The organism is Nocardioides sp. zg-1308 (genome assembly GCF_013155375.1).
GTDB classification, from domain to species: Bacteria; Actinomycetota; Actinomycetes; order Propionibacteriales; family Nocardioidaceae; genus Nocardioides; species Nocardioides renjunii.
This window is the reverse complement of sequence record NZ_JABJQY010000002.1, coordinates 62,397-83,204: the sequence shown is the minus strand read 5'-3', so window position 1 is coordinate 83,204 and position 20,808 is coordinate 62,397. Positions and strand designations below refer to the sequence as shown.

The 20,808-nt window shown below is 72.7% G+C and carries 22 protein-coding genes; 14 read left to right on the top strand and 8 right to left on the bottom strand.

The features are described from left to right. Positions 1–16 precede the first annotated feature (16 nt). Genes HN031_RS22120 through HN031_RS02075 form a run of 5 tightly spaced genes read right to left on the bottom strand, consistent with a single transcriptional unit; the run spans position 17 to position 3,216 of the window. Complete coding sequence (locus HN031_RS22120) at positions 17–982, bottom strand: hypothetical protein (protein ID WP_172265706.1); 966 nt, start codon at positions 980–982, stop codon at positions 17–19. A 2-nt stretch (positions 983–984) separates the two neighbouring features. Continuing rightward, positions 985–1,923: a 2,3,4,5-tetrahydropyridine-2,6-dicarboxylate N-succinyltransferase gene (gene dapD / locus HN031_RS02090; RefSeq protein ID WP_172265703.1), complete on the bottom strand. Its 939-nt coding sequence runs from the start codon at positions 1,921–1,923 to the stop codon at positions 985–987. Positions 1,924–1,974: 51 nt separating this feature from the next. Next, positions 1,975–2,520: a DinB family protein gene (locus HN031_RS02085; RefSeq protein ID WP_172265701.1), complete on the bottom strand. Its 546-nt coding sequence runs from the start codon at positions 2,518–2,520 to the stop codon at positions 1,975–1,977. 49 nt (positions 2,521–2,569) lie between these two features. Then, on the bottom strand, positions 2,570–2,788 hold the full coding sequence (locus HN031_RS02080; protein WP_172265698.1) for a helix-turn-helix transcriptional regulator: 219 nt from the start codon (positions 2,786–2,788) through the stop codon (positions 2,570–2,572). After that, complete coding sequence (locus HN031_RS02075) at positions 2,788–3,216, bottom strand: hypothetical protein (protein WP_172265695.1); 429 nt, start codon at positions 3,214–3,216, stop codon at positions 2,788–2,790. Before HN031_RS02075 ends, HN031_RS02080 begins: the two co-directional genes overlap by 1 nt. 443 nt (positions 3,217–3,659) lie before the next feature. On the opposite strand from HN031_RS02075, the gene HN031_RS02070 reads away from it, so the two are divergent. From HN031_RS02070 to HN031_RS02040, 7 genes are all read left to right on the top strand, one after another. Then, entirely contained in the window at positions 3,660–4,559 is a 900-nt protein-coding gene (locus HN031_RS02070) for a hypothetical protein (RefSeq protein WP_172265692.1), read from the top strand. 436 nt (positions 4,560–4,995) lie between these two features. Further along, positions 4,996–8,196 (top strand): isoleucine--tRNA ligase, encoded by a 3,201-nt coding sequence (gene ileS / locus HN031_RS02065; protein WP_172265689.1) that lies wholly within the window; start codon positions 4,996–4,998, stop codon positions 8,194–8,196. Positions 8,197–8,225: 29 nt separating this feature from the next. After that, complete coding sequence (gene dapE / locus HN031_RS02060) at positions 8,226–9,284, top strand: succinyl-diaminopimelate desuccinylase (RefSeq protein WP_172265686.1); 1,059 nt, start codon at positions 8,226–8,228, stop codon at positions 9,282–9,284. After that, on the top strand, positions 9,281–10,054 hold the full coding sequence (locus HN031_RS02055; RefSeq protein ID WP_172265683.1) for a TIGR00730 family Rossman fold protein: 774 nt from the start codon (positions 9,281–9,283) through the stop codon (positions 10,052–10,054). The genes dapE and HN031_RS02055 overlap by 4 nt, the downstream gene beginning before the upstream one ends. Before the next feature lie 37 nt (positions 10,055–10,091). Beyond that, complete coding sequence (locus HN031_RS02050; protein ID WP_172265680.1) at positions 10,092–10,376, top strand: DivIVA domain-containing protein; 285 nt, start codon at positions 10,092–10,094, stop codon at positions 10,374–10,376. A gap of 15 nt (positions 10,377–10,391) precedes the next feature. Continuing rightward, a complete protein-coding gene (locus HN031_RS02045) occupies positions 10,392–10,814 on the top strand; it encodes a hypothetical protein (RefSeq protein WP_172265677.1) in 423 nt (140 codons plus the stop codon). After that, positions 10,814–11,575 (top strand): M14 family zinc carboxypeptidase, encoded by a 762-nt coding sequence (locus HN031_RS02040; RefSeq protein ID WP_253943079.1) that lies wholly within the window; start codon positions 10,814–10,816, stop codon positions 11,573–11,575. The genes HN031_RS02045 and HN031_RS02040 overlap by 1 nt, the downstream gene beginning before the upstream one ends. Before the next feature lie 71 nt (positions 11,576–11,646). Here HN031_RS02040 and HN031_RS02035 read toward each other — a convergent pair whose 3' ends face one another. Then, a complete protein-coding gene (locus HN031_RS02035) occupies positions 11,647–12,504 on the bottom strand; it encodes an enoyl-CoA hydratase/isomerase family protein (protein WP_172265671.1) in 858 nt (285 codons plus the stop codon). Positions 12,505–12,688: 184 nt separating this feature from the next. On the opposite strand from HN031_RS02035, the gene HN031_RS02030 reads away from it, so the two are divergent. Together HN031_RS02030 and HN031_RS02025 are read left to right on the top strand one after the other, a co-directional pair. Next, positions 12,689–12,856 (top strand): DUF3117 domain-containing protein, encoded by a 168-nt coding sequence (locus tag HN031_RS02030; protein ID WP_090967556.1) that lies wholly within the window; start codon positions 12,689–12,691, stop codon positions 12,854–12,856. A gap of 2 nt (positions 12,857–12,858) precedes the next feature. Further along, complete coding sequence (locus HN031_RS02025) at positions 12,859–14,388, top strand: M17 family metallopeptidase (protein ID WP_367650625.1); 1,530 nt, start codon at positions 12,859–12,861, stop codon at positions 14,386–14,388. 401 nt (positions 14,389–14,789) lie between these two features. On the opposite strand, the gene HN031_RS02020 is transcribed toward HN031_RS02025, so the two are convergent. Further along, positions 14,790–15,449 carry an O-methyltransferase gene (locus HN031_RS02020; RefSeq protein WP_322919890.1) on the bottom strand — a complete coding sequence of 220 codons (660 nt, stop codon included), beginning with the start codon at positions 15,447–15,449 and terminating at the stop codon, positions 14,790–14,792. A gap of 202 nt (positions 15,450–15,651) precedes the next feature. Between HN031_RS02020 and sigE the strand changes: the two genes are divergently transcribed. The 3 genes from sigE to HN031_RS02005 are packed head-to-tail and all read left to right on the top strand — an operon-like array spanning position 15,652 to position 18,433. Continuing rightward, a complete protein-coding gene (sigE, locus tag HN031_RS02015) occupies positions 15,652–16,275 on the top strand; it encodes an RNA polymerase sigma factor SigE (protein WP_367650624.1) in 624 nt (207 codons plus the stop codon). Continuing rightward, positions 16,275–16,808, top strand: coding sequence for an anti-sigma factor (locus tag HN031_RS02010; RefSeq protein ID WP_172265665.1), 534 nt, complete (start codon positions 16,275–16,277; stop codon positions 16,806–16,808). The genes sigE and HN031_RS02010 overlap by 1 nt, the downstream gene beginning before the upstream one ends. Further along, on the top strand, positions 16,805–18,433 hold the full coding sequence (locus tag HN031_RS02005; protein ID WP_172265662.1) for a trypsin-like peptidase domain-containing protein: 1,629 nt from the start codon (positions 16,805–16,807) through the stop codon (positions 18,431–18,433). The genes HN031_RS02010 and HN031_RS02005 overlap by 4 nt, the downstream gene beginning before the upstream one ends. Here the strand turns inward: HN031_RS02005 and HN031_RS02000 are convergent, their stop codons facing one another. After that, positions 18,434–18,685: a helix-turn-helix domain-containing protein gene (locus HN031_RS02000; RefSeq protein ID WP_172265659.1), complete on the bottom strand. Its 252-nt coding sequence runs from the start codon at positions 18,683–18,685 to the stop codon at positions 18,434–18,436. It lies immediately after the preceding gene. 101 nt (positions 18,686–18,786) lie between these two features. Between HN031_RS02000 and HN031_RS01995 the strand changes: the two genes are divergently transcribed. Next, complete coding sequence (locus HN031_RS01995) at positions 18,787–19,488, top strand: flagellar biosynthesis protein FlgA (RefSeq protein WP_172265656.1); 702 nt, start codon at positions 18,787–18,789, stop codon at positions 19,486–19,488. Between the two features lie 5 nt (positions 19,489–19,493). Next, positions 19,494–20,780, top strand: coding sequence for a hypothetical protein (locus tag HN031_RS01990; protein ID WP_172265653.1), 1,287 nt, complete (start codon positions 19,494–19,496; stop codon positions 20,778–20,780). Positions 20,781–20,808: the final 28 nt, after the last annotated feature.

The window sequence follows — 20,808 nt, the reverse complement described above, 5'->3', positions numbered from 1 at the left end:
TCGGAGCGCCGAGCCCTCAGTCGAAGACGTCGACGTGGACGTGGTCGCGGTGCTCGAGGATCGCCCGGTCGCCGCCCGAGGACGACGGGACCCGGTAGTCGCGCCAGCCGTCGTCCGAGCGGTTTGCCTGCCAGATCCGGTCGTCGAAGATGATGGTGCGCACGTCGAGCCGGTCGGCGTTGGCCACGAGGTAGGTCGCCATCGCCCAGCCCCGCTTGCGGTTCTCCGCGGTCACCGGGCGGTGGAAGACGTCGACGGCGCGACCCTCGTAGTGCGCCGAGCCCTCCATGTGCCCGCTCGACACCCCGCCGGGCTCGAAGCCGCCGAGCGACAGGGCGCCGAAGCGTGCCTCCAGGTCGCGTCGTACGGCGGCCGCGCGCGGCACCAGCCCCGTCTCGTCGAGCTCGTCGGTGGCCTCCTCGGCGTCGCCCGGCACGTCGCACCACATCGCCCGCGGCGAGTTGCCGGTGAGGGCCGAGGCGAGGGCGCGGCCGTCCTGCTCGTGGTCGGCGTACGCGTCGGGGTAGGCCGAGCGCTGCACCTCCTGGGCGGCCGCCGTGATCTGCATGCCCTCGTAGCCCTCGACCTGCGCGAGCGCGTCGTAGAAGGCGTTGGTGGCGTAGACCGGGTCGGTCAGCTGCGCCACGCTGCCCCAGCCCTGCGACGGACGCTGCTGGAACAACCCGACGGAGTCGCGGTCGCCGTAGTCGATGTTGTAGAGCTTCGACTCTTGGTAGGCCGTCGCCAGCGCGATGCTCGCGGCCCGGGCGGGCATGCCGCGCTGGACCGAGATCGCCGTGATGAGGGCGGCGTTCTCGGCCTGCTCGAGGTCGACCTCCACGGTGTGGCCGTCCACCTCGGCGGTGCACCCGCTGGAGTCGAAGGGCGTGTCCACGCCGCTGCGGTCGACGAGCACCACGGCAGCGGCGACGGCGCCGAGGGCCACCACGGTGCCGACGGCCGCCGTGCGCAGGGAGGGCACGGCTAGTTGGCGTGCAGCGCCGCGTTGAGGGCGATGCCCTCGCCCTTCCACGGCACGGCCTCGATGGCGCCGCTGACCGAGTTGCGGCGAAACAGGATGTTGTCGACTCCCGAGAGGGTGGCCGCCTTCACGACCTGCGGCTTGCCGTCCATGTCGCTGACAGTCACCTTGGTGCCGGCGGTGACGTAGCAGCCGGCCTCGACCACGCAGTCATCGCCCAGGGAGATGCCGATGCCCGCGTTGGCGCCGATCAGGCAGCGCTCGCCCACGGAGATCACCTCCTTGCCGCCACCGGACAGCGTGCCCATGATCGACGCGCCGCCACCGACGTCCGAGCCCTCGCCGACGACGACACCGGCGGAGATGCGGCCCTCGACCATCGAGGCGCCGAGCGTGCCGGCGTTGTAGTTCACGAAGCCCTCGTGCATGACGGTCGTGCCCTCGGCGAGGTGGGCGCCGAGGCGGACGCGGTCGGCGTCGGCGATGCGGACGCCGCCGGGGACGACGTAGTCGGTCATCCGCGGGAACTTGTCGATGCCGAAGACCTGCACGACGTGCCCGGGCACCACGGTGCGGAGCCGGGCGCGCACCTGCTCGAAGCCCTCGACCGCGCAGGGACCGGCGCTGGTCCACACGACGTTGGTCAGCAGGCCGAAGACACCGTCCATGTTCGTCCCGTGCGGGCGCACGAGGCGGTGCGACAGCAGGTGCAGGCGCAGCCAGACGTCCTCCGTGGACGCGGGCGCTGCGTCGAGGTCGGCGATCTCGACCAGCCGGACCTGACGGGTCACGCCGCGCATGTCGTCCTCGCCGCCGTCGAGGTGCGCGAGCTCCGCGGACGGCTCGCCCTCGGTCGCACCGAGCACGGGGGAGGGGAACCACGCGTCGAGGACGGTGTCGCCGTGGAGGGTCAGCAGGCCGTAGCCGGAAGCAGCAGTCACGCGGGCAAGCGTACGGAGGCCGCCCCACCGTGGGACGTCAGGTGCGGCGCCCTACTGGCCGGCGCGGCCGTCGATGCACTCGCGCACCAGGTCGGCGTGCCCGCAGTGGCGGGCGTACTCCTCGATCATGTGGACGACGATGTCGCGCACCTCGGTCGGCTCCCCGTGCACGTCCACCACGGTGGCAAGGTCGGTGCGCTCCAGCACCTCGCGCGCGTAGGCCATCTCCGACTGCCACAGCGCGTGGCTGGCACGCACCAGCTCGTCGTCGGCGTCGGGGAAGGTGAAGCCGGCGTCCTCGGCCTCGTCCTGGAAGAGGCGCGGGATGTCCATCCGGGCCTCGATCACGCGCCGGAACCAGCTCTGCTCGACCCGCGCCATGTGCCGCACCAGGCCGAGCAGCGAGATGTTGGACGGCGGCACCGCCCTGGTGGCGAGCTGCTCCGCGTCGAGCCCGTCGCACTTGAGGGCCAGCGTCTGCCGGTAGAACTCGAGGTAGCCGACGAGGCACTCGCGCTCTCCGCGCGTCGGACCCATCTGCATCCGCGGGTCCTGGTCGGTCGGGAGCCACATGCCGTCGTATCCGGGGTGCGCCATGGGAGCAGCCAACCGTGGGCGACGAGCCCGCGCAAACGGGTTCCCGCGGTCAGTCACCGTCCGGCGCCACGAGGTCGCCGTCCGGCACGAAGACCTCGTCGACCGGGACGGCGAAGAGGCGGCTGATCCGGAAGGCGAGCGACAGTCGGGGGTCGAAGTGCCCCTTCTCGATCGAGATGACCGTCTGCCGTGACACCCCGAGCGCGTGGGCGCACTCGGCCTGCGAGAGCCCGGCGCCCTCCCGCAGCACCCGCAGCCGGTTGTCCATCAGCCCTCCCGACGCTGCAGCAGCACCAGGCGGATCGACATGTCGGCCAGGCCCAGCACCACGAAGAGCCATAGAGGCGGCGACGCGGTGTCGAGGACCGAGGTGGCGAACGTCGCGAGGCCCATCGCGATAATCGTGTCGTAGAAGGCGCCGCTGCTCGCCCGCGTCGTCCATTGCGACTCGATGGAGTCCTCGTCCTGCTCGGGGTGCTCGGTGCGGTCGAGCAGGATCGCCACCAGTGCGGCGACGAACGGCAGGGTGAGGGCCGCGAAGACTGCGAACGTGACGGTGTCGGGGGCGTCGTCACGCACGGCGGCCGCCACGGCTCCGACAGCCCCGGCCGCCACCAGGCCGGCGACACCCGCGATGACCCAGCGTGCCGTGGTGCCCGGACCGGTGCTCTGGCGGGCGTCGGTGGTGGTGGGCATGGGGTCCTCCAAATGGTGGTCATGTCTGACTTCTTTGACATCAGGCTGTCGTGGTCAACGGCAGATGTCAAGTTTCTTTGACCCCCCGGTGCCAACCATCGGGTAGTCCAGTGGTGGCGTGCTGCCCGCCGGGGTAGTCCAGTGGCGACGTGCTGCCGCTGGACGCCCACGGCAGCGGTACGCCACTGGACTACCCCGGCAGGGCGACACTCAGGAGTACCTGTCGCAAGGACCGCCGCCGGGCCTGGCCGAGATCGCCCTGTGGATATCGGGCGCGGGGCGTCGAGCGACGGAAACATCGAGCCATGTTCGTGCCTCCGCCCTTCCACCCCGACCGGCCCGGGTTGATGCTGCCCGTGCGTCACGATCCACGTGGGGAGGAGGGTCCGACTCCCGGTGAGGCCCGCGGACCGCGATGGCGTACGACGAGCCGTGGGTTCTTCGTGCCGGCCCACGTGGACCCGACTCCGCGGCAGCGGATGGTCGAGGCGAGCGTCGTCCTCCGCGAGGGCGAGGCAGTCACGGGCTGGGCCGCCCTGAACTGGCTCGGCGGCGCGTGGTTCACCGGATCGACGGACGGCGTCGACGCGCGCGACGTGCCGCTCGCCGCCAGAAGGCACCTGGTGGCCCAGCCCGGCTTCGGCGTCAGCCAGGAGTTCGTCTCGCCGTCCGAGGTCGTGATCCAGGACGGGCTCCCGGTCACCCGGGCACTGCGGTCTGTGGTCTTCGAGATGCGGTACGCCCCCACGCTCGGTGACGCCGTGGTCGCCCTCGACATGGCCTGCTACTCGGACCTCGTCAGCCTCGCGCAGGTTGCGGCGTACGTCGCCGGGCTCGGGCCGGTCACCGGGGTCCAGCAGGCGCGCGACGCCGTGGCCGAGGGCGAGGAGAACTCGTGGTCTCCACAGGAGACCCGGATGCGCGGCGTGTGGACGAAGCGCGCCGGCCTGCCCCGGCCGAGGTGCAACGTCCCCGTCTTCACCCTGGACGGACGCCACGTGGGCACGCCGGACCTCCTCGGCCCGGAGCTGGGCCTGGTCGGGCAGTACCACGGCAGCGCCCACCTGAGCCTGGCCGGCGCGGCGAGCGACTTCCGCAAGGATGCGGCGTTCCGCGACCTCGGCTTCGAGACAGTCGTCATGGTCGCCAGCGACTGGGCCGACGTCGACGGGTTCGTCGCCCGGCTGCGAGCCGCGGCGGACCGGGCTCGCGCCAGCACCGCCGTACGCGGCTGGACGATCGATGCGCCGGCGTGGTGGACCCCTACGGACACGGTCGCCCGACGCCGCGCCCTCGACGAGGCGCAGAGGCAGCGCTACCTCGACTACCGCCGGGCCGCCTGACGCCGTACGGGGCAGGTTGACGCCGGCCTCGGCCAGCACGTCGGGGTAGTCCAGTGTCGCGACGTTCTCGCGGGGCACGTCTGACGACCGCCCGCCACTGGACTACCTGACGGGACGACGGCTCGCCACTGGACTACCCCAGGGGACGACGGCCCGCCACTGGACTACCGAGGGCCGGACAACGGATTGGCGCGGCCCGACGCCCGCGCCGTACGATCACACCAGGCGTCTGAGCCGTCATCAGCGGCGAGCCTCGGGAAGAACGGGTACGGCGATCCGGCCGCCACCCCACTAGAACCCGACGGGTACGGCCCGACACAGCCGAACGAAGCGGTCGCCCGGTCCCGGGCGGCAAGCGAGGTGGTACCGCGGTCAGCAGATCGTCCTCGTGGAGATGATCCCGAGTCGAACGACGCACCCGCGAGGAGCAGCCCCCATGGCCTACCCGAAGGTCTCGCACACGGACGCCACCAGCGTCCCCAGCAGCCCGCGCTTCCCCTCGATCGAGGAGGCCGTGCTGGCCTACTGGGAGGCCGACGACACCTTCCGCGCGAGCGTCGAGCAGCGCGAGGCCGGCGAGGACGGCGGCAACGAGTTCGTCTTCTACGACGGCCCGCCCTTCGCCAACGGCCTGCCGCACTACGGCCACCTGCTGACCGGCTACGTCAAGGACCTCGTCCCGCGCTACCGCACGATGCGCGGGCAGCGGGTCGAGCGTCGCTTCGGGTGGGACACCCACGGCCTGCCCGCCGAGCTGGAGGCGATGCGCCTCAACGGCATCAAGACCACCGACGAGATCGTCGAGCTGGGCATCGAGAAGTTCAACGAGGCGTGCCGCCAGAGCGTGCTGAAGTACACCGGGGAGTGGCGCGACTACGTCACCCGCCAGGCGCGCTGGGTCGACTTCGACAACGACTACCGCACCATGAACCCGGAGTTCATGGAGTCGGTGATGTGGGCCTTCAAGCAGCTGCACGAGAAGGGCCTAGTCTACGAGGGCTTCCGGGTGCTGCCCTACTGCTGGCAGGACGAGACCCCGCTGTCCAACCACGAGCTGCGGATGGACGACGACGTCTACCAGGTCCGCCAGGACCCCGCCGTGACCGTGGGCTACGACGTCACCACCGAGGGCCCCTTCGCGGGCGTCAAGGTGCTCGTCTGGACGACCACGCCGTGGACGCTGCCCTCCAACCTCGCGGTGATGGTCGGCGAGGACATCGACTACGTCGTCGTCGAGTCGTCGGGCCCCACCGGCAGCCCCGAGCGCTACCTGCTCGCCGAGGCCCGCGTGGCGTCGTACGCCCGTGAGCTGGGCGACGAGCCCACCGTGACCTGGCGGGGGACGGGCGCCGACCTCGTCGGCCTGGAGTACACCCCGCCGTTCTCCTACTACGCCGGCCACGAGCGCGCCTTCCGCCTCGTGCCCGCCGAGTTCGTCACCACCACCGACGGCACCGGGCTGGTGCACACCGCCGGCGCCTTCGGTGAGGACGACAAGGTCGTCACCGACCGCGAGGGCATCGAGGCGGTCATGCCGGTCGGCAAGGACGGTCGCTTCACCTTCCCCGTCGTCGACTACGAGGGCATGCAGGTCTTCGACGCCAACCTGCAGATCATCGACCACCTCAAGGCCACGACGAAGGGCGAGCAGGCGGGCTCGGTCACGCCCGGCACCGTCCTGGTGCGCCGCGAGACCTACGACCACTCCTACCCCCACTGCTGGCGCTGCCGGCAGCCCCTGATCTACAAGGGCGTCTCGTCGTGGTTCGTCGAGGTGACCAAGGTCAAGGAGCGCCTGATGGCGCTCAACCAGGAGATCCGCTGGGTCCCCGACCACATCAAGGACGGCCAGTTCGGCAAGTGGCTGGAGAACGCCCGCGACTGGTCGATCACCCGCAACCGCTTCTGGGGCAGCCCGGTGCCGGTGTGGAAGTCCGACGACGAGCACTACCCGCGCATCGACGTCTACGGGTCATTCGAGGAGATCGAGCGCGACTTCGGCCGGCTGCCGGTCGACGGCGACGGCAACCCCGACCTGCACCGACCGTTCGTCGACGACCTGACGCGCCCGAACCCGGACGACCCGACCGGCCGGAGCACGATGCGCCGCGTCACCGACGTCCTCGACGTCTGGTTCGACTCGGGATCGATGAGCTTCGCGCAGGTGCACTACCCGTTCGAGAACAAGGACTGGTTCGACGACCACTTCCCCGGCGACTTCATCGTCGAGTACATCGGCCAGACGCGCGGCTGGTTCTACACCATGCACGTCCTGGCCGGCGCGATCTTCGACCGCCCGGCGTTCTCCACGTGCCTGAGCCACGGCATCGTGCTCGGCAACGACGGCCAGAAGATGTCGAAGTCGCTGCGCAACTACCCCGACGTGCGCGAGGTCTTCGACCGCGACGGCGCCGACGCGATGCGCTGGTTCCTCATGTCCAGCCCGATCCTGCGCGGCGGCAACCTCGTGGTCACCGAGCAGGGCATCCGCGACTCGGTGCGGCAGGTGCTGATCCCGCTGTGGAACAGCTGGTCCTTCTTCAGCCTGTACGCCAACGCGGCCGCCGACGGCACGGGACACGACGCCACGTGGCGGGCCGACAGCTCGCACCCGATGGACCGCTACATCCTGGCCAAGCTGCGCGACCACGTCGCCACGATGACCGACCAGCTCGACAACTACGAGGTGGCGGCCGCCTGCGACTCGACGCGCACCTTCCTCGACGTGCTGACCAACTGGTACATCCGGCGCTCGCGCGAGCGGTTCTGGGACGAGGACGCCGACGCGTTCGACACCCTCTACACGGTGCTCGAGGTGGTCTGCCGCCTCACCGCTCCGCTGCTGCCGCTGACGACCGAGGAGGTGTGGCGCGGCCTGACCGGCGAGCGCTCGGTGCACCTCACCGACTGGCCGTCCGCCGACGTCCTGCCCCTCGACGAGGAGCTCGTGGCGTCGATGGACACCGTCCGCGACGTCTGCTCGGCGGGCTCGGCGCTGCGCAAGGCGGCCAACCTCCGCAACCGCCTGCCGCTGTCGCGGCTGACGGTGGTCGCCGAGGGCGACCTGGCGCAGTTCACGTCGCTCGTCGCCGACGAGCTCAACCTCAAGGCCGTCGAGGTGCTCGCGCCCGACGCGCCCGAGGCGGCGTCGTACGGCGTCTCCGAGCGGCTCACGGTCAACGCCCGCGCCGCGGGCCCGCGCCTCGGCAAGGACGTGCAGCTCGCCATCAGGGGCGCCAAGTCCGGCGACTGGTCGGTGGCCGACGACGGCACCGTCACCGCGGGCGGGCTCGCGCTGGTCGAGGGGGAGTACACCCTCGAGACCGTCGCCGGCACCTCCGGCGACGACAGCGCAATCGGGATGCTGCCGCGCGGCGGGTTCGTCGTCCTCGACACTGCCGTGACGCCCGAGCTCGAGGCCGAGGGCACCGCCCGCGACCTGGTCCGTGCGGTCCAGCAGGCCCGCAAGGACGCCGGCCTGCAGGTCAGCGACCGGATCGTGCTCACCCTCGCCGCGCCCGAGGCCACGCTGGCCGCGGCCCGCACCCATGAGGCGCTCATCGCCGAGGAGACGCTGACGACGGAGGTGTCGTACGCCGACGCGGCGGAGCTGGCGGTCGAGGTGGCGAGGGCCTGAGCAGTCGGCGGACTGGTTGAATCAGGGCCATGCCACACCTCGACCTCTCCGCCGACGTCGTCGCCCTGACCCAGCAGCTGGTCGACATCGAGTCCGTCAGCCACGACGAGCAGGAGATCGCCGACGCCGTCGAGACGGCGCTACGCGCCCTGCCGCACCTCACCGTCACCCGTCGCGGCCACACCGTGGTCGCGCGCACCGAGCTCGGGCTGGGGGAGCGGGTGGTCATCGCCGGGCACCTCGACACGGTCCCGCTCAACGACAACCTGCCCTCCCGCCTCGAGGACGGCGTCCTGCACGGCCTCGGCAGCTGCGACATGAAGGGCGGCGACGCGGTGATGCTCAAGCTCGCCGCCGACGTCACCGAGCCCAACCGCGACCTCACCTTCATCTTCTACGAGGCCGAGGAGGTCGACTCGGTCCACAACGGGCTGCGCAAGCTCACCGTCAGCGACCCCGACCTCGTGCAGGCCGACTTCGCGATCCTGATGGAGCCGAGCAACGCCTCCATCGAGGCCGGCTGCCAGGGCACGATGCGCGCCGACGTGCGCACGACGGGCGAGCGGTCCCACAGCGCGCGCAGCTGGCGTGGCGTCAACGCCATCCACCTCGCCGCCCCGGTCCTCGTGCGGCTCAACGAGTACGTCGCACGCGAGCCCGAGATCGACGGCCTCGCCTACCACGAGGGCCTCAACGCCACCGGCATCCGCGGCGGCGTCGCCGGCAACGTCATCCCGGACGAGTGCGTCGTCGAGGTCAACTTCCGCTTCGCGCCCGACCGCAGCGAGGAGGACGCCGAGGCGTTCGTCCGCGACTTCTTCGACGGCTACGACGTCACGGTGACCGACATGGCCGCCGGCGCGATGCCCGGCCTCGACCGGCCCGCCGCCAAGGCGTTCGTCGAGGCCGTCGGCGGCGAGGCGGCACCGAAGTTCGGCTGGACCGACGTCGCGCAGTTCACCAAGCTCGGCATCCCGGCGGTGAACTTCGGCCCCGGCGACCCGATGTACGCCCACAAGCAGGACGAGCACGTCCCGACCGAGCACCTCGAGCGCTGCGAGCGCACCCTGAAGGAGTGGCTGGCATGACCGACCGCGCGACCGACCACATGAAGGGGCCGATCCTGCAGCGCCGGGGACAGGTCGACGAGGGCGGCAGCACGACCGACCAGCGCCTGCTGGACTCGCGCGGGCCGACCGACTGGGTGCACACCGACCCGTGGCGCGTCCTGCGGATCCAGGCGGAGTTCGTCGAGGGCTTCGGTGCGCTGGCCGAGCTCGGTCCGGCCATCGCGGTCTTCGGGTCGGCGCGCACGCCGGCCGACCACCCGCACTACGCCATCGCCGAGGAGGCCGGCCGCAAGCTGGCCCAGGCCGGCTTCGCGGTGATCACCGGAGGCGGCCCGGGCACGATGGAGGGCGCCAACAAGGGCGCGAGCGAGGTCGGCGGCGTGAGCGTCGGGCTCGGCATCGAGCTGCCCTTCGAGTCGGGCCTCAACCAGTGGGTCGACCGCGGCATCAACTTCCGCTACTTCTTCGCCCGCAAGACCATGTTCGTGAAGTACTCGCAGGGCTTCATCGTCCTGCCCGGCGGGCTGGGCACGCTCGACGAGCTGTTCGAGGCCCTCACGCTGGTGCAGACGCGCAAGGTCACGTCGTTCCCCATCGTGCTCATCGGGACGTCCTACTGGGAGGGCCTGCTCGGCTGGCTGCGGGACACGGCGCTCGCCGACGGCAAGATCAACGCCGACGACCTCGACATGATGGTGCTCACCGACGACGTCGACGAGGCGGTCGCGCTGATGGTCGCCGCCCGCGAGCACCGCTTCCCCTCGCCAGCGCCCGAGCGGCCCGAGTGACCGGCGCGGGCACGACGAGGACGAGGGGGGTGCACCGATGACGTGGCTCTTCGCCGTGCTGATCGTGCTGGCCATGGGCGCGATCGCGATGGTGGCGTCGGGGCGCGGAGGCTCGATGGCGCCGGCGTACGACGACCGCCCCGACCTCGACGTGCCCACCGACCGTCCCCTGGAGGCTCGCGACCTGCGCACCGTGCGGTTCCCGCTGGCGCTGCGCGGCTACCGGATGTCCGACGTGGACGCGCTGCTCGCCCGGCTCGCGACCGAGCTCGAGGACCGGACTGGACCGGACGGCTCGTCTGGCGACGTCGAGCGCGACTAGGGCAGACTGCGCCGAATGTCGTTCCCGATCGTCGTGTGGATCCTCACGGCACTCGCCGCCGTGGTGGTCGTGCTGACCCGGCTGCGACTGAGCCGTGGTGACGCGGCCGGGCAGTTCTCCCTCCACGACCGGCTGCCCCTGGCGCACTTCGTGACCGGCATGCTGGCGCTGGTCCTATGGATCGGCGTGCTGGTCTTCCCGGAGGACTCCTTCGTCGGCGGCCCCCTCGTCGGCATCCTCGCGGTCGCGCTGTGGTGGCTGACCGCGATCCTCGGGCTGCTCGTCCTCGCCCGCTGGCTCCCCTCGCGCGGGCGGCACGTGCCCGAGGCGTCCGGCGACAGCTGGAGCGACGGGCCCGGCCTGTCGCTGCTCGCGCACCTCGGCATGGTGGTGGGCGTCCTCGTGTTCACCTACGCCTACCTCACCGCCGCGGTGTGATGCGGCGCCTGCTCGCAGCGGCCGCCGCCGCCGCGCTGGTCGTCCTACCCCTTGCTCCGGCGTCGCCGTTGGCGTCGGCTACGGCCGTCGAGGCTGGCCCGGGGGAGCGCCCGGCGGTGGTCGAGGCGCGCACGATCGGCCACTCGGTGCAGGGACGCCCGATCCGGGCGTGGCGGCTGGGGGAGCCGGGCAAGCGCCGCATCGTGCTCGTCTCGACGATGCACGGCGACGAGCCGCACACCCGCACGGTCCTCGAGACCCTGCGCGACGGGCGGCCGGTCCGGGGCGTCGACCTCTGGGTCCCGACCTACAACCCCGACGGACTGGCGCGGGGCACGCGCCGCAACGCGCGCGGCGTGGACCTCAACCGCAACTTACCCCACCGCTGGGCCGACCTCGACGGCTCGTACGAGTCCGGCCCGCGCCCGGGCAGCGAGCCGGAGACCCGGGCGGTGATGGCCTTCCTCGAGGAGGTCCGCCCGCGCCGGGTGGTCAGCTTCCACCAGCCGCTGCACGGCGTGGACACCGACACGAAGGACCGCGGCTTCGCGCGCCGCCTGGCCCGCGCGCTGCGGCTGCCGCGTACGTCGCTCGACTGCGGCGGCCTGTGCCACGGCACCATGACGATGTGGTTCAACCACCGGTTCCGCGGAGCCGCCCTCACCGTCGAGTACGGCACCCGGCCCTCGCGCCACCGGATGGCGGTGCAGGCGCCCCGGCAGCTGCTCGGGGTGCTCGGCGCCCACCGCGCGCGGCGATAGTCCGTAGCGAACGGGTGCTCCCGGGCGCCCTCGAGCGACCCATTTGATACGGACTATCCGGGCGGGGCGACTCAGCGGCCGTGGAAGACCGGCTTCTCCTTGGCCATGAACGCGTCCACGGCGGCGAGGTGGTCCTCGGTCCCGCCGGTGAGCGCCATCTTCTCCGCCTCGAAAGCGAGCGACTCCTCGAGCGGGTGGGCGGCGGCGTACGCCACGGACTGGCGGATCGAGCCGAACGCGACGGTCGGGCCCGCAGCGAGCCGGGCAGCCAGCTCGCCGACGGCGCTCCGGAAGTCGTCGGGCGGGACCACCTGCGTGGCCAGGCCGAGGTCGAGCGCCTCCAAGGCGGAGACCGTGCGCGGGAAGTAGAGCAGCTCCATCGCCTTGCCCCGGCCGACGAGTCGCTGCAGCGTCCAGCTCGACCCGGTGTCGCATGAGAGCGCGACCCCGGCGAAGGAGGTGTTGAAGCCGGCCGAGTCGACCAGGATGCGGAAGTCGGCGGCGAAGGCGAGGCTCGCGCCGGCACCCGCGGCGATGCCGTTGACGGCGGCGACCACCGGCTTGGGCATGGTCGCCAGCGCCTGCGCGATGGGGTTGTAGTGCTTCTCCACCGTGTCGGACAGCGGCACGTCGGCGTCGCCCTTGAGGCCGGCGAGGTGCTCCTTCAGGTCCTGCCCGACGCAGAAGGCGCGCCCACTCCCGGTGAGGACGACGCAGCGCACCTCCGGGTCCTCGGCCACCTGCCGCACGGTCTCGAGGAGCAGGTCCTTGGTCGCCACGTCGAGTCCGTTCATCGCGTCGGGGCGGTTGAGCGTGATGGTGGCCACCGCGTCGACCACGTGGAGCAGCACGGGCGCGGTCGTGGCGCCGGTCGCGGCACCGCTCCCGGCCCCGGCGTCGTTCGCGGAATCGGTCGAAGAGGTCGTCATGGGGGCAGTCTGCCCGACACCCTCCCGGGCTCCGTGCGCCCTGTGGTGCCGATCACGCGCCCGATGAGGGATAATGAATCCTGTACGACGCCGATCGAGGTGGCCAGGCACGACTCAGCCGCCTCGTTTCGCATGTGAAGAGCCACCATCGCCGACAGATGGCTGAACAGGAAGAGGTGCGCCGATGGCCGCCATGAAGCCCCGCACGGGCGACGGACCGCTCGAGGTCACCAAGGAGGGCCGCGGGATCGTCATGCGCGTCCCGCTCGAGGGCGGTGGGCGTCTGGTGGTCGAGCTGAACGCCGATGAGGCAACGGCTCTCGGGGACGCCCTCAAGGACGTCGTCGGCTGATCGTGGCCACGCAACTGCCGACGCAGGTCTCCCCACCCGAGTTCGCGCTCAGCGCCGCACTCCCGCACCAGATCGGCGGAGCCGAGGTGTGGGCCTTCCCGGTCCTCCCCGGCGACGAGGCGCCGCTCCTCGGCCCCGGTGCCGAGGAGGCCTCCGAGGCTCTCGGGATCGACCTGCTCGCGGCGCTCGAGGCCGCCCGCGGGACCGGGCGCACGGGTGAGGTCACCGTCGTGCCCGTCTCCGCCCAGGAGACCTCCGACGACGTGAGCGTCGTGCTCCTCATCGGCGTGGGGGAGGCGTCCCCGACCGACTTCCGTCGCGCCGGAGCAGCACTCGCCCGCGCCACCAAGGACCGCGTCAGCGTCGTCACCACCCTCGCGGCCATCGCGCCCGACGACGGCCTCGGCGCCGTCGTGGTCGGTGCGATGCTCGGCTCGTTCGCCTTCCACTGGCGCTCGACCGGCCCCAAGGAGCGCCCCGTCGGCCGCATCGTGCTGGCCGACATCTCCGACGACGGCGCCGACGACGAGCTCGCCCGCGCCCTCGCCCTCGGCGGAGCCGGCTGGCGCTCGCGCGCCCTCGCCACCGTCCCGGCCAACCTCAAGACACCGGCCTGGCTGGCCGAGCAGGCCGTCGAGGTCGGCGCGGCCGGCGGTCTCGAGGTGACGGTCTGGGACGAGCAGCGCCTGGTGGCCGACGGCTTCGGCGGCATCCTCGCCGTCGGTGGCGGCTCTGCACACGAGCCGCGGCTGATCCGGATGGACTACACCCCGCCCGGCGCCTCGCGCCGTACGCCGACGGTCGTGCTGGTGGGCAAGGGCATCACGTTCGACAGCGGCGGCCTGGACATCAAGCCCAGCGAGGGCATGCTCACCATGAAGCGCGACATGAGCGGCGGCGGCGCGGTGATCGCGACGATGGCCGCCCTGCGCGACGTCGGCTGCCCCGTCCGCGTCATCGGCCTCGTCCCGGCGGCCGAGAACGCCGTCAGCGGGTCCGCGATGCGCCCCGGCGACGTCATCACCCACTTCGGCGGCCGCACCTCCGAGGTCAACAACACCGACGCCGAGGGTCGCCTCGTGCTCGCCGACGCCATGGCGTACGCCGTCGCCGAGCTGTCGCCGACCGTGCTGGTCGACATCGCCACCCTCACCGGCGCCATGAAGGTGTCGCTCGGACAGTGGACCGCCGGCTACTTCGCCAACCGCGACGAGCTCGTCGCGCACGTCGAGCAGGCCTCGGCGACGTCCGGCGAGAACGTCTGGCGGATGCCGCTGGTCAAGGACTACGAGGAGCGGGTGGCGTCCAAGATCGCCGACGGCGACAACGCCGCCGGCGGTGCCGGCGCGATCACCGCGGCGCTGTTCCTCCAGCACTTCGCCGGCGACGTGCCGTGGGTCCACATCGACTTCGCCTCCGCGGCGGAGTCGCCGGCCGACCGGCACGAGTGGACCGCCGGCCCCAGTGGCTTCGGCCCGCGGCTGCTGCTCGCCTGGCTGGGCAGCGAGGACCCTCTCGACGGGATCTCCTGAGGCTCTACTGATGGCGCTCGCCCCGCGCGCGCGTGCTGTGCTTGATGGGCTCGCTCCGCTCGCCGTGCTCGGCGCCCTGGAAGACGTCGTCTTCCCTCCTCGCTCGACGGCGCTGCCTCGCTGCGCTCGTCGCGCTTGCTCGCTCGTCAGTCCAGACGACGTCGGGCGCCGAGCGCGTGGGCTGAGGCGGTGAGGCAAGGCCTCATCTCGGCGTAGCGAGCGTGGCGAGCCCCGAGGTCAGACCGTCTGGAGGCTCGGCGCCCGGCGCTGTCTGGACTGACGAGCGACGCGAGCGCAGCGAGCAAGCCGAGGAGGGAAGACAGCGCCTTTCAGGGCGCCGAGCACGCGAGCGGAGCGAGCCAGATAGCACCGCCCCCAGCGCCCGACGGCGTCGGGACCGATCAGCCCTCCGGGGCCCACTCCTTCTTCGCCACGAGCAGACCGTCGCCGACGGGGAGGAGCACGGGCACGAGGGACTCGTGGTCGAGGACGGTGCGCCCGAGCTCGCGGATGGTGACGGTCTCCTCGTCGCGCTGGGACGGGTCGGCGACGCGGTCGTGCCAGAGGGCGTTGTCGAAGGCGACGATCCCGCCGGGGCGCAGGAGGCGCAGCGCCTCCTTGAGGTAGGCGGCGTACTCGCGCTTGTCGCCGTCGCAGAACACCAGATCGTAGTGGCCGTCGGTCAGGCGGGGGAGCACGTCGAGCCCAGCGCCGGCGATGGTGCGGGCCCGGTTGCCGGGGATGCCGGCCTCGGCGAAGGTCTCCTTGGCGAGGCGCTGGTGCTCGGCCTCGATGTCGACCGTGGTCAGCACGCCGTCGGCGCGCATGCCGCGCAGCATCCAGAGGCCGGAGACGCCCGTGCCGGTGCCGATCTCCACCACCGCGCGGGCGTCGAGGACCGAGGCCAGGAAGCGCAGGGCAGCGCCCGCTCCGGGGCCCACCGGCGACACGCCCACCTCGTCGGCGCGGCTGCGGGCGGCGGCCAGGACCTCGTCCTCGGCCACGAACGACTCGGCGTAGGACCAGCTCGCGGGCTTGATCGAAGAGGTGTGGTTGGGCACCTGCGGACTCTATCGCGCGGCAGAGCGCCGACGTGGCCGGGAACACACGGCGTACGCCGGTCGTTGGACGCAATACGCCGACCGGGTTTCTTGGCCGGAGCGCATGAGGTTCACAGGGAACTCTCAGGCGGGGTGCCTAGCGTCAGGGAAGGACAGCGAACCGTTGCAGCTGCGGTCGAGGAAGACGAACCAGGGAGCGCCCGTGGGCGATCAGGCCGACAGCACCACGCCGGAGCCTGTCGCAGCGGTGGTGGCTGTCCCGACGTGGGACGAGGTCGTCGAGGAGCACTCCGACCGGGTGTTCCGCCTCGCCTACCGGCTCACCGGCAACCGCCCGGACGCCGAGGACCTCACCCAGGAGGTGTTCGTCCGGGTCTTCCGCTCGCTGGACACCTACACGCCCGGCACGTTCGAGGGCTGGCTGCACCGCATCACCACCAACCTGTTCCTCGACGGCGCCCGCCGCAAGCAGCGCATCCGCTTCGATCCGCTCTCCGAGGAGCGCGCCGCCCGGCTCACCAGCCCGGCGCCGGCGCCGGAGCTCGCCGTGGCCGACCGGACCTTCGACGACGACATCGAGACCGCTCTCGCCACGCTCCCGCCCGACTTCCGCGCCGCCGTGGTGCTGTGCGACGTCGAGGGGCTCAGCTATGAGGAGATCGCGGAGATCCTCGGGGCCAAGCTCGGCACCGTGCGCTCCCGCATCCACCGCGGCCGCGGCATGCTGCGCAAGGCGCTCGCCCACCGCGAGCCGGCCGCGGGTCGCCAGCGCTACTCCGGCCCCACGACCCACGGGCTCGGCCTGCGTCCCGGGACGGTGTCGTGATGACGCACCTCGGCTCTCGCGTGAGCGCGCTGCTCGACGGCCACCTCTCGGCGGAGGAGGAGGAGCGCTGCTGGGCCCACGTCCACGGCTGCCACTCGTGCCGTGACCTCGTCGAGCAGGAGGGCTGGGTCAAGACCCAGCTCGCCCAGCTGTCCCACGGCCCCGCCCAGACCTCGCACGACTTCAAGTCCGCGCTGCGCGGACGCTGCTCGTCGCTCGAGCCGAGCGCCGGCGGAGCGCTCGCGGCGCCGCCGTTCCCGACCTCGCAGCCCCGCTCCCGTCGAGGCCTCGTGGCCATCGGCGGAGGGGCGGCGAGCGCCTGCGTCGTGGGCGTCCTCGCCCTCGGCGTCGCCGGGGGGCCGCGGGTCGAGCCGCGCCCGCCGGTCACCGACCTGACCCGACCGGTCGCACCCGTCGCGCCCGTCGCACCGGCCGTCAAGGTCGACGACCGGTCCGCTCGCGGCCCGGTCTCACCCTCCCGGACGCCCCTGGCCGAGCGCCTCGTGGCGATCCGGGAGAAGATTGCTCCGTGAGCGACGCGCGCGAGCCCGACGAGCAGACCGACTCCGACCCGGGACGGTCCGAGCCCGGGCACGCGCCCGAGCGCCAGGCGTACGAGTCCGCGCCGGAGCAGGCGCACGACGAGCCGACCCAACCGCTGGCCGGCTGGCGCCCCACGCAGCCCGGCACGGAGGCCGACCACCAGGCCGATGCCGCCGCTCCTGACCACGCGGCCGATGCCGCCGACGCCGTCGACCGGCCCGCACCCCGCGTGCAGCCCGAGGGCCGGCCCTACGGCAGTGACGGCATGCTCGCCGGACCCCCGCCGCACCCGGGGCGCTACGGCGAGGCGCCGTCCGCCGAGCCGGCGGCCCGCACGATCCCGATGAACCAGACGGGCCCGATGGGTCCCGGCGCTCCGCAGGGTCCGCAGGCAGGACCGGGTGGCCCCGGTGGCCCCGGGGGGACGGGCGACCCGAACGCACCCGGCCCCTGGTTCGGGCCGGGTCCCGCGCCGTACGGCCGACCCGCCTATGCAGCCCCGTCGACGCCGTCCCGCCGGTTCCCGCTCTGGGTGTGGCCGTCGGTCGCGGCGCTCGCGCTCGTCGTCGGGCTGCTCGGCGGCCTCGCCGGCGGCGCCCTGCAGGACGAGCTCGCCTCGCAGCCCGGCACCAACAGCAACGGTCTCGGCGGCGTCCGCACCCAGACAGCTGCACCCCTCGAGGCCGACAACGGCTCGGTCTCGGCCGTCGCCCAGGCGCTGCTGCCCAGCACCGTGCAGATCCTCGCGGAGCTCGACGGCCAGTCCGGGGGAGCGACGGGGTCCGGCTTCGTCCTCGACCGCGACGGCCACGTCGTGACCAACAACCACGTCGTCGCCTCGGCCGCCGACGAGGAGGGTCCCATCGTCGTCATCGACGAGTCCGGCGAGCGCTACGAGGCCACGGTCGTGGGACGCAGCGCGGTCTACGACCTCGCGGTGCTCGCGATCGAGGGAGCCGGCGGCCTCGAGCCGGCGGCTCTCGGTGCATCGCAGGTCCTCCGCGTCGGTGACTCGGTCGTCGCCTTCGGTGCCCCGCTCGGCCTGAGCCAGACGGTGACGTCGGGCATCGTCAGCGCCCTCAACCGCCCGGTGACCACCTCGGGCGAGTCCGACGACCAGTCGTCCTACATCAACGCCGTGCAGACCGACGCCGCGATCAACCCCGGCAACTCGGGAGGACCGCTGGTCAACCTTGCCGGCGAGGTCGTCGGGGTCAACTCCGCCATCGCGACCACCGGCGGTGCCACGGCCGAGTCGGGCAACATCGGGGTCGGCTTCGCGATCCCCATCGAGCAGGTCCGCACGACGGTCGACCAGATCCTGCGCACCGGCAAGGCGGAGTACCCCGTGATCGGCGCTCAGGTGCGCACCGGCGGTGAGCCCGACGCCGAGGGCGCGACCATCACCGAGGTCATGCCGGGCACCCCGGCCGAGCGTGCCGGCCTCACGCAGGACGACGTGATCGTCTCGGTCGACGACCAGCCGGTCAACGACGGCATCGCCCTCATCGTGGCGATCCGTACGCACCTGCCGGGCGAGACGGTCGAGATGGCCGTCGTGCGCGGCGGCGAGCAGCGCGTGGTGCAGGTCGAGCTCGACGGCAAGGTCGGCTGACTAGTCGCTCTCCTGCGCCGGGGCCGCCTCGGCGTCGACGAACGGGTGCTGGTCGACGAACGTCCGGGTCTCGACGTACATCCGCTGGATGAACTCCTCGAGCTGCGCCCGCTCGACGCGCCACTGGCCGCGCCCGCCGATCTTGATCGCGGGCAGCTCGCCCCTCCGGACGAGGGCGTAGACCTGGGCGCTGGAGGTGTTGAGCACGTCGGCGACGTCGGCGAGCGTCAGGAAGCGGGGGTCGTCGGCCATGGGGTCATCGTGCCACCGACGGGGGTGCCGGGGGCGACGCCCGGGCCGGGGCCTGTGGAAGGACAGGTGTGAACCCCGGCGGGTGAGGCAATGATGGGCCTGTGTCTCGGAACCTGTCTCGGAGCCTGTCCCGCAACCCCGACCTCCGGCCACCCGCCGGTGACGTCCCGGTGGCGACCCGGGCCGCCACCTCCGGGTGGCGCGACCCGCGGCTGTGGGTGGGTGTCGTCCTGGTCACCGGGTCGGTGGTGGCCGGCGCGCGCCTGCTCTCCACCGCCGACGACATGACGTCGGTGTGGTCGGCCTCCGGCGACCTCGTCGCCGGGCAGACGCTGACGGCCGCTGACCTCGAGGCGACCAGCGTGCGCTTCGGCGACAGCGCCGACCACGACCACTACCTCGCCGTCGGCGACGAGCTGCCCGCTGCGCTCACCCTCACCCGGCCCCTCGCCGCCGGCGAGCTGGTCCCGGCCGGTGCGCTCGGCGAGCCGACCGGCGACGGCACGGTGGCGGTGTCGATCGCCGTCGCGGCCGAGCACGTCCCGACGGACCTGGCGCGCGGGTCGCGCGTCGACGTGTGGGTGATCGGCGACCAGGCGTCGGGCGGCCGTGCCGCGCGTCGTGTCGCCGAGCCGGTGCTGGAGGACATCGCGGTGCTCGACGCCCCGCTCGTGTCCGACTCGTTCGCGTCCGCGACGAGCCGCCAGCTGGTGCTGGCCGTCCCCGACGACGACGAGGACTCGCTGGGGCTGCTGCTCGCGGCCAGCGGCGACGACCGCGTGCGCGTGGTCGGCCGGGGCTGAGCGTCGTGATCTGCGTGCTGCTCCTCGCGGCGGGGGAGCCGTGGGAGTCGCCGGCCCTCACCGACCTCGAGGCGCACCCGGGCGTGGTCGTCCTCAAGCGGTGCGTCGACGTCGACGACCTGCTCGCGTCGGTCACCAGCGGGCAGGCCGACGTCGCCGTGGTCTCGCTCGACGCGCCGGGCCTCGACCCCGCCTCGGTCGCGCACCTGCGCCGGCACGCCGTCCGGCCTGTCGCGGTGACGTCGGTCCGCCCCGACGACGTCGACGTCCGCGAGCGCGCCCAGCGCCTCGGCATCGCCGCCGTGGTCGGCGCCGGCGAGCTCGACTCGCTGCCCGAGGTCGTGACGACGGCCGACGACGTCGCCGACACGGCGGTGGTCCGCCTCGACGACGCGGTCGCGGGCGCCGTCGTGCCGGACCTCGCGGCCGGTCCGGGGGCTGCACCCGGGACCGAGGCCGGGCGGGTCGTCGTCGTGTGGGGGCCGGCGGGCGCCCCGGGCCGTACGACCGTGGCCACCAACCTCGCGTGCGAGGTCGCCCGGCGTGGGGTCGACGTGGTGCTGACCGACCTCGATCCCTGGGGCGGCGCCGTCGCCCAGCAGCTCGGCATCCTCGACGAGGTCTCCGGGCTGCTCTCCGCCGCCCGGCTGGCCGCGGCGGGACAGCTCGACGACCGGTTCCCGTCGGTGTGCCGCGGCGTCGGCGACCACCTCGCCGTCGTCACCGGGCTTCCTCGCGCCGACCGCTGGCGCGAGGTGCGACCCGCCCACGTCGAGCAGCTGCTCGACCGCGCGCGCGGCCACGGCCAGGTGGTGGTCGACAGCGGGTTCTCCCTCGAGGACGACGCCGGCTCCGACTTCGGCGGACGCCCGGGCCGCAACGCGCTCACCCTGGCCGCGGTGGAGCAGGCCGACGAGGTGGTGGTCGTCGGTGCCGCCGACCCTGTCGGCCTGGCGCGGCTCGCCCGGGGGCTGGTCGAGCTCGGCGAGCGCACGGCCGGCACGCCCGTGCGCGTGGTGGTCAACCGGATGCGCGGCTCGATCGGCTGGACCGAGAAGGAGATCGCCGGGATGGTCGAGGGGTTCAGCCGGGTGGCCGGGCTGCACTTCCTGCCCGAGGACCGCGCGGGCGTCGACAAGGCGCTGGTCTCGGGCCGGCCGCTCGCCGAGGTCGGCGACTCGCCCCTCGTGCACGGACTCGCGGCGCTTGCCGACGCGACGTTCCCCGCGTCGGTGGACGCACCGACGGGCCGGGCCGGACGGCGCCGTGGGCGACTTCGGACAAAGTTCTAGATTTCCTCAAGATTTGCCTAAGATCGAG

Excerpts from the sequence above, each read along its gene's own strand:
- HN031_RS02000 (WP_172265659.1), bottom strand. The coding sequence starts at position 18,685 with ATGGCCGACGACCCCCGCTTCCTGACGCTCGCCGACGTCGCCGACGTG.
- HN031_RS02010 (WP_172265665.1), top strand. The coding sequence starts at position 16,275 with ATGACGCACCTCGGCTCTCGCGTGAGCGCGCTGCTCGACGGCCACCTC.
- HN031_RS02030 (WP_090967556.1), top strand. The coding sequence starts at position 12,689 with ATGGCCGCCATGAAGCCCCGCACGGGCGACGGACCGCTCGAGGTCACC.
- HN031_RS02035 (WP_172265671.1), bottom strand. The coding sequence starts at position 12,504 with ATGACGACCTCTTCGACCGATTCCGCGAACGACGCCGGGGCCGGGAGC.
- HN031_RS02045 (WP_172265677.1), top strand. The coding sequence starts at position 10,392 with ATGTCGTTCCCGATCGTCGTGTGGATCCTCACGGCACTCGCCGCCGTG.
- HN031_RS02075 (WP_172265695.1), bottom strand. The coding sequence starts at position 3,216 with ATGCCCACCACCACCGACGCCCGCCAGAGCACCGGTCCGGGCACCACG.
- HN031_RS02085 (WP_172265701.1), bottom strand. The coding sequence starts at position 2,520 with ATGGCGCACCCCGGATACGACGGCATGTGGCTCCCGACCGACCAGGAC.
- HN031_RS02040 (WP_253943079.1), top strand. The coding sequence starts at position 10,814 with ATGCGGCGCCTGCTCGCAGCGGCCGCCGCCGCCGCGCTGGTCGTCCTA.
- HN031_RS02050 (WP_172265680.1), top strand. The coding sequence starts at position 10,092 with ATGACGTGGCTCTTCGCCGTGCTGATCGTGCTGGCCATGGGCGCGATC.
- HN031_RS02080 (WP_172265698.1), bottom strand. The coding sequence starts at position 2,788 with ATGGACAACCGGCTGCGGGTGCTGCGGGAGGGCGCCGGGCTCTCGCAG.
- ileS (WP_172265689.1), top strand. The coding sequence starts at position 4,996 with ATGGCCTACCCGAAGGTCTCGCACACGGACGCCACCAGCGTCCCCAGC.
- HN031_RS02055 (WP_172265683.1), top strand. The coding sequence starts at position 9,281 with ATGACCGACCGCGCGACCGACCACATGAAGGGGCCGATCCTGCAGCGC.
- dapE (WP_172265686.1), top strand. The coding sequence starts at position 8,226 with ATGCCACACCTCGACCTCTCCGCCGACGTCGTCGCCCTGACCCAGCAG.